Below are 6,022 nucleotides of genomic sequence, written 5' to 3' on the forward strand. Positions count from 1 at the left end.
TCTCGCCTATCAATTCCTTAATGACAATAAGTAAAACTCACGGCGCCGTAGTGTCCTCTTTATTGACTATTTCTAATAATAGCCCATGTTTCAAATGAGACACTAATCACACTATTTTGGTGAACTAATGAAAATCCGTCAGCTATCAAAGCATGGGATGATCAAACAGTAAAAATTTTCTTTTCACAATGATAGGATTGAGCAATTAAAGAACCTATACCGGAAACACCATGACAAATTCAGCACCAATCCGTATCGCCACCAGAAAAAGCCCTCTTGCCCTTTGGCAGGCATACTTTGTAAGGGATGCTCTTCAAGCTGCTCACCCTGGTTTAGAGGTTGAGTTGGTAACTATGGTGACCAAAGGTGACGTCATCCTCGATACCCCGCTTGCTAAAGTCGGTGGTAAAGGGCTGTTCGTAAAAGAACTCGAAGTGGCAATGCTAGAGGGTCGTGCTGACCTAGCCGTTCATTCCATGAAAGATGTCCCTGTCGACTTTCCTGAAGGTCTAGGTTTGGTGACAATTTGTGAACGTGAAGATCCTCGTGATGCTTTCGTTTCAAATACCTACAACAACATCGATGAACTACCACAAGGTGCTATCGTTGGTACATGTAGCCTGCGTCGCCAGTGTCAATTACTCGAATACCGTCCTGATATAATCATTAAAGAACTGCGTGGTAACGTGGGGACTCGTTTAGGTAAACTTGATAATGGACAATATGACGCTATCGTACTGGCAGCGGCTGGTCTTAAACGCCTAAAACTAGAAGAACGCATCCGCAGCTTCATCGCACCAGAACAATCTTTACCTGCCGTTGGACAAGGTGCGGTAGGGATCGAGTGTCGTCTTGATGATGAACGACTGATTAAACTTCTTGAACCACTTAATGACAAAGACACCGCTGATCGTGTGCTATGCGAACGTGCAATGAACCTGACTCTGGAAGGTGGTTGCCAGGTTCCTATCGGTAGCTACTCACTATTGGATGGCGACAACATTTGGCTACGTGCATTAGTTGGTGAACCTGATGGCTCTAAAATGGTTCGCGGCGAGATCTCAGGCTCTCGTAAAGATGCTGAAGCTCTGGGCACTACTCTAGCAAATCAATTGCTGGATGACGGTGCGAGAGAAATCTTAACCAAGCTCTACGCAGACCAAGAATAATCATGACCGTGTTGGTAACTCGCCCCGGGACTGAGGGGCAATCGCTTTGCCAACAACTCGCGGATGAAGGGATTCAAGCAATCCATCATCCGCTTATTCGTATCGTTGATAATCCAGACTCAGTGGATTTAAGTACCCAGCTTAATAGTAGCGATATCATTATTGCAGTCAGTCACCATGCCGTGACTGCTGCCCAGAGCATCCTTTCGAAAACCTCATCTATTTGGCCAACTTCGCCGCTTTATCTTGGCGTCGGTCAAAAAACCGCGCATATTTTAAGCAAGTCTTGCAAACAAAAAGTAAACTACCCTCAGGTGAGTGATAGTGAACACCTTCTTAAACTGGCTGAACTTAATAGCGTAAATAATAAATCCATTTTGATATTGCGTGGCAATAGTGGGCGGGAGCTTATTAGGGATTCTTTAATCAAGAGAGGTGCACAAGTCTCTTATTGTGAGACCTACCGTAGAGAATATATTCCTATTAACGACCACAATACCTATCAAACATGGGTCAACAAAAAAACATCTAAAGTTGTCATCACTAGTCAGGAACAATTGGAGTACCTCTGCTCAATAACTCCTGACGAGTATTTGGCTTGGCTTTCAACAAGACAACTATTTGTCCCAAGTCAGCGCATAGCAGAACGAGCACAACAGCTCGGGTTCTCCAATGTGGTTAATACTCAAAGTGCTACGAACCAAATATTACTGGCTGCTCTCCGGCCTTAGCTAGAAACAGGAAATAAGCATGACAAGCAAAAAAAATAATGAGCATATTGAACCTGAACAGAAACAAGACACTCAGCCAGTCGTTGTTGAAGACGAAAAAGCTGAAACTACAGAGACCAAACAACCTGAACAGAAGCTTGATGCCTCTGCTTCAAATACCGTTAAAAGTGAGCAGCCTCAAGCTGAACATAAAGAGCAAATAGAGAAAGCCGAAAAGCAAGGTAAGCGCGGTGTCAAACTAGGCGCTATTGCGATCGCTATTTCTATTATCTTCAGTGGCGGTATCGCATTTCAAATGCAGCAAAAGAGTGCCGAGTACTCGGCTCAAATCGCCGCTCTTCAAGCACAACTGCAAAACACCCAATCTGCAGTAAATAAAGACCTACAAACCATTAAGCAAGAGACTATCCAAGAAGCGTCACTCGTGGTGGAGAAAACTCAGGTCGTGCAGTCTCAACAGCAGAAGAGCATTCAAAGCCTGCAGTTAGCAGTGGCTGACGTGAAAGGTCGTCGCCCGAACGACTGGCTACTTGCCGAAGCCGATTACCTTGTGAAACTAGCAGGACGTAAACTGTTCCTAGAGCATGATGCCGTTAGCGCCACCAAGTTAATGGAAAGCGCCGATCAACGTATTGCAGCACTGAATGACCCGAGCTTAGTGTCACTTCGTCAATCAATCACCAATGACATTACTAAGCTTCGCACTATTCCTCTGATCGACCGTGACGGATTAGTTCTACGCATCACAAGTCTGCAACAGCAAGTCGATACACTGCCGCTTGCCAATGCGATTCTTCCAGAAACTGCGGTTGTTGAGAAAAAAGCAGTATCGCAAGATATTAATGATTGGCAGAACAACCTGATGACGTCGATGAAAGACTTCTCAGAAAACTTCATCACATTCCGCAGTCGTGATGGCGAAGTTATCCCTCTACTATCACCAGAACAGCACTTCTACCTACGTGAAAATATCAAAGGTAAACTAGAGACAGCCATTCGCGCAGTCTATAAAGAACAAGGCGATATCTACAGTGCAGCACTGCAAACAGCTAACGAGTGGTCGAAATCATACCTAAACCAAGATAACCATTCGGTCATTGAATTTGAGAAGGCGATTAAGCAATTAAGTGAGCAGAACATCTCGGTTAAATACCCGGTAAAACTTGAGTCTCAAAATGAGCTATCTGATGTGATTCGCGAACGTCTACGCCGTGAGGTGACGGTAATGACCTCGGAGGAGAAATAATGATTCGTTTGATTTTTCTTTTTCTCATTCTAGGTGTAGGTTTGTTTGTCGGTACACAGTTCTCTGGCCAACAAGGTTATGTACTCATCTCAATTGCTAATAAGACGATTGAAATGAGTGTGACAACAATGGCTATCTTTGTGATTGCCCTTTTAGCTGCACTGTTTGGCTTGGAATACCTATTTAAAAAGCTTATTTACGCGAGCTCAACCACTTGGAACTGGTTCAGCGTTCGTAAACTGAAACACTCTCGTCGTTATACCAATGAAGGCATCATCAAACTTCTTGAAGGTGATTGGAAAGGCGCAGAGAAGAAGGTAACTCGTTGGGCTAACCATCACGACATGCCTCTACTTTGTTACCTAGTGGCTTCTCAAGCCGCGCATGAACAAGGCAATACTGCAGAGCGAGATAAGTACATCGAACTTGCTAGTCAACAAGAGGACTCTCTACTGGCTGTTGAACTAACCAAAGCGAAACAGCAAATCAGTGAGTCAAACTACGAAGCTGCATTCGATACGCTTTCTACTTTAAAAGGCACATACCCTAACAACACAGCGGTACTTAGCCTGTTAAAAGCCACTTACTTGCAACTGAAGTTATGGCAGCCATTGCTAGAGTTAACGCCTAAATTAGTTAAGAACAAGCTTCTAACAGCTGATGAGCAACGTGAATTAGAACAGAAAGCACAATGTGGACTGCTTCATGATGTGGCTCAACAACAAGGTAGCGAAGGTTTAATCAGCCATTGGAACAAGCTTTCAAGAAAGCAGAAACAAAGTTCGCATCTTGTATCCTGCTTTGTGAAGCAACTTATCGCTCGTAAAGCTGACTCAGAAGCCTTCACAGTGATCAAAGAGAACATTGCGAAGAGTGGTTCAAATGAGCTCTACATGTTGCTCCCTGAGCTTAACCTTGCCGACAACCACCCAGCTGTCGTAATGTTAGAGCGCGCTATCAGTAAAAATGATAACAATGCAGAAGCGCACAGCGCATTAGCCCAGTTCTACCTAAGAGGGCAAAAATGGGCTGAAGCGCAAAGTCACTTCGAGAAAGCACTAGCACTTCGCTCTAATGTTTCAGATTACGGATACCTATCTGATGCACTAGAGAAGCAGAACCTGACCAAAGCAGCTCACGAAGTTTCTCGTAAGGCACTCGCTCTAGTTCAGCCAGCTTAAGAAAATACACTTAACATTAAGCCGATGCCAAGCATCGGCTTTTTTGTATCTGCAGTTTACCCTAGATAACATCCTATATTGTTCAAGACTAAAGAAAGGAATTTATGGCTATGGAGTTCAGATTCTAGACAAAACCAACACGGAGATAGAACAACGACTCGCTATTTGAAGCGAGGCTTAATCATTACGCAGAATGCGCTTAACGTAGGGTATGTTTTGGAATTGTCATAATGAGTCTTCAATCTATAAACACATTTAAGGACGGGGGTAGCCTAGAAACGTAAAAAGCCCTGCTATTCCAAGCATAGCTTTCTAATACCAACCTGGAAAATTAACTGTTCAGGTCTATCCATCCTCTTGAACACACCTTCGAGACCCTTTCTGGCACTTCCAGAACCCATTCCATACGACACATATTTTGGAAACGATATCATCATAGTCTTCGAAACTTTGGTTCGCTAGACAGCGTTGCCGCACCCCAACTCCAAACTTGTTCTATTGGGTTGAGCTCTGGTTAGTATGGAGGAAGCTTGATGATACTGACGTTATTAAACCCGTTAGCGATATCATCTGTGTGTCAGCCAGCACCATCCATAACTACCACTGCGTGTCTTCCTTCGTCTGTGATCTCGGTTATTTTTTAAGTGCTCAGTCATAATGTCCTTATTGACCCTAGGTACAACCATAGATTCTCCAACTCCTTTACTAAGACAAACGGAGCCGAACAAAATTGCTTCTGTTTATCACCCTTTGGCGTGTTCCTGCTTCAGCCCACAAGCGAGTAGTTGTATTCTGTTGCCCAAATCTAGCCTCGTCCTGAAACCAGATATCAACATACTCCAGCCCAATGTGGCCGGGGCCTTAAGGATCGTTTCTATTTTGAATCTTTTAAAATCCTCTTGGATTTCATCAGGGTGTTTCGAACGCGATGTTATCCATGAAAATCCTATATGACTTAGCAAATAATAGATAGAGTCAGGGTGGTAGTGTTTACCAAATTCCTGGACGATATATGTCTGAATATCATGGCCGGTCAGTCGACCTCCAGACGGATTTTCAGCCTCATTTTTATGAAATTGGCTTAATTGTTCTTTTTGCCTAGGCGTCAAAGATGCAGGTCTCCCTGTTCGAGGCTTTTCTTGTAACCCCTCGAGTCCTTCATCGAGAAAAACTTGACCCATTTATTCACACTGGTTCTGTTTACTTTAAGGAACTTTGCTATTTGAGTTATTGAATGTCCGTCTTTCAAGTGAGCAAGTGCTAGCAATCGCTTCTTCATTTGGACGGATCTTTGTTGGTTAGCAAGTTTTTTTGAAGTCGATATTATTGAAGCTATCCATTGCAATATTACGTTGAGCTGGAAAGTTTCAATTTGATCACATTCTTACTTAGATTGGTATGAGCCGGCACTCCGGAGATTCGACCTGGTTGGCGATCCAGATCCAAACATTGCTTCGTAGAAGCAACAGATGCAAAAAAGCCCCAGCATTTCTGCTGAGGCTTCGTATATGGCAGGGGTGGAGAGATTCGAACTCCCAACACGCGGATTTGGAATCCGCTGCTCTGCCAATTGGAGCTACACCCCTAAAACTTTATCTTACTTCAAATTCGAAAAAACCTCGCACTAGGCGAGGTGTTCGAATAAGTGGCGGAGTGGACGGGACTCGAACCCGCGACCCCCGGCGTGACAGGCCG

4 protein-coding genes, 1 tRNA gene and 1 pseudogene are annotated in these 6,022 nt (G+C 44.1%); 4 read left to right on the forward strand and 2 right to left on the reverse strand.

What is annotated here, in order from left to right; translation table 11 throughout:
• Positions 1 to 230: 230 nt before the first annotated feature.
• From hemC to ACED48_RS18385, 4 genes are read left to right on the forward strand one after another with little or no spacing between them, the layout of a single operon-like run.
• Positions 231 to 1,169, forward strand: a complete 939-nt coding sequence (gene hemC, locus ACED48_RS18370) for a hydroxymethylbilane synthase (protein ID WP_017055549.1) — start codon at positions 231 to 233, stop codon at positions 1,167 to 1,169.
• 2 nt (positions 1,170 to 1,171) lie between these two features.
• Positions 1,172 to 1,900 (forward strand): uroporphyrinogen-III synthase, encoded by a 729-nt coding sequence (locus ACED48_RS18375; RefSeq protein ID WP_017055550.1) that lies wholly within the window; start codon positions 1,172 to 1,174, stop codon positions 1,898 to 1,900.
• A 19-nt stretch (positions 1,901 to 1,919) separates the two neighbouring features.
• Entirely contained in the window at positions 1,920 to 3,146 is a 1,227-nt protein-coding gene (locus ACED48_RS18380; protein WP_017055551.1) for a uroporphyrinogen-III C-methyltransferase, read from the forward strand.
• Positions 3,146 to 4,327 carry a heme biosynthesis protein HemY gene (locus tag ACED48_RS18385; RefSeq protein WP_017055552.1) on the forward strand — a complete coding sequence of 394 codons (1,182 nt, stop codon included), beginning with the start codon at positions 3,146 to 3,148 and terminating at the stop codon, positions 4,325 to 4,327. The genes ACED48_RS18380 and ACED48_RS18385 overlap by 1 nt, the downstream gene beginning before the upstream one ends.
• A 331-nt stretch (positions 4,328 to 4,658) precedes the next feature.
• Here the strand turns inward: ACED48_RS18385 and ACED48_RS18390 are convergent.
• Together ACED48_RS18390 and ACED48_RS18395 are read right to left on the reverse strand one after the other, a co-directional pair.
• Positions 4,659 to 5,606: pseudogene (locus tag ACED48_RS18390) on the reverse strand (IS630 family transposase).
• Between the two features lie 230 nt (positions 5,607 to 5,836).
• Positions 5,837 to 5,913: transfer RNA gene (locus ACED48_RS18395), tRNA-Trp, on the reverse strand.
• Positions 5,914 to 6,022: the final 109 nt, after the last annotated feature.

The sequence above is a fragment of the Vibrio sp. 5S239 genome (assembly GCF_041439575.1).
In the GTDB taxonomy this organism is placed as follows: Bacteria; Pseudomonadota; Gammaproteobacteria; order Enterobacterales; family Vibrionaceae; genus Vibrio; species Vibrio kanaloae.

Coding starts and splice junctions, on each gene's coding strand:
- hemC (WP_017055549.1), top strand. CDS start 231: ATGACAAATTCAGCACCAATCCGTATCGCCACCAGAAAAAGCCCTCTT.
- ACED48_RS18375 (WP_017055550.1), top strand. CDS start 1,172: ATGACCGTGTTGGTAACTCGCCCCGGGACTGAGGGGCAATCGCTTTGC.
- ACED48_RS18380 (WP_017055551.1), top strand. CDS start 1,920: ATGACAAGCAAAAAAAATAATGAGCATATTGAACCTGAACAGAAACAA.
- ACED48_RS18385 (WP_017055552.1), top strand. CDS start 3,146: ATGATTCGTTTGATTTTTCTTTTTCTCATTCTAGGTGTAGGTTTGTTT.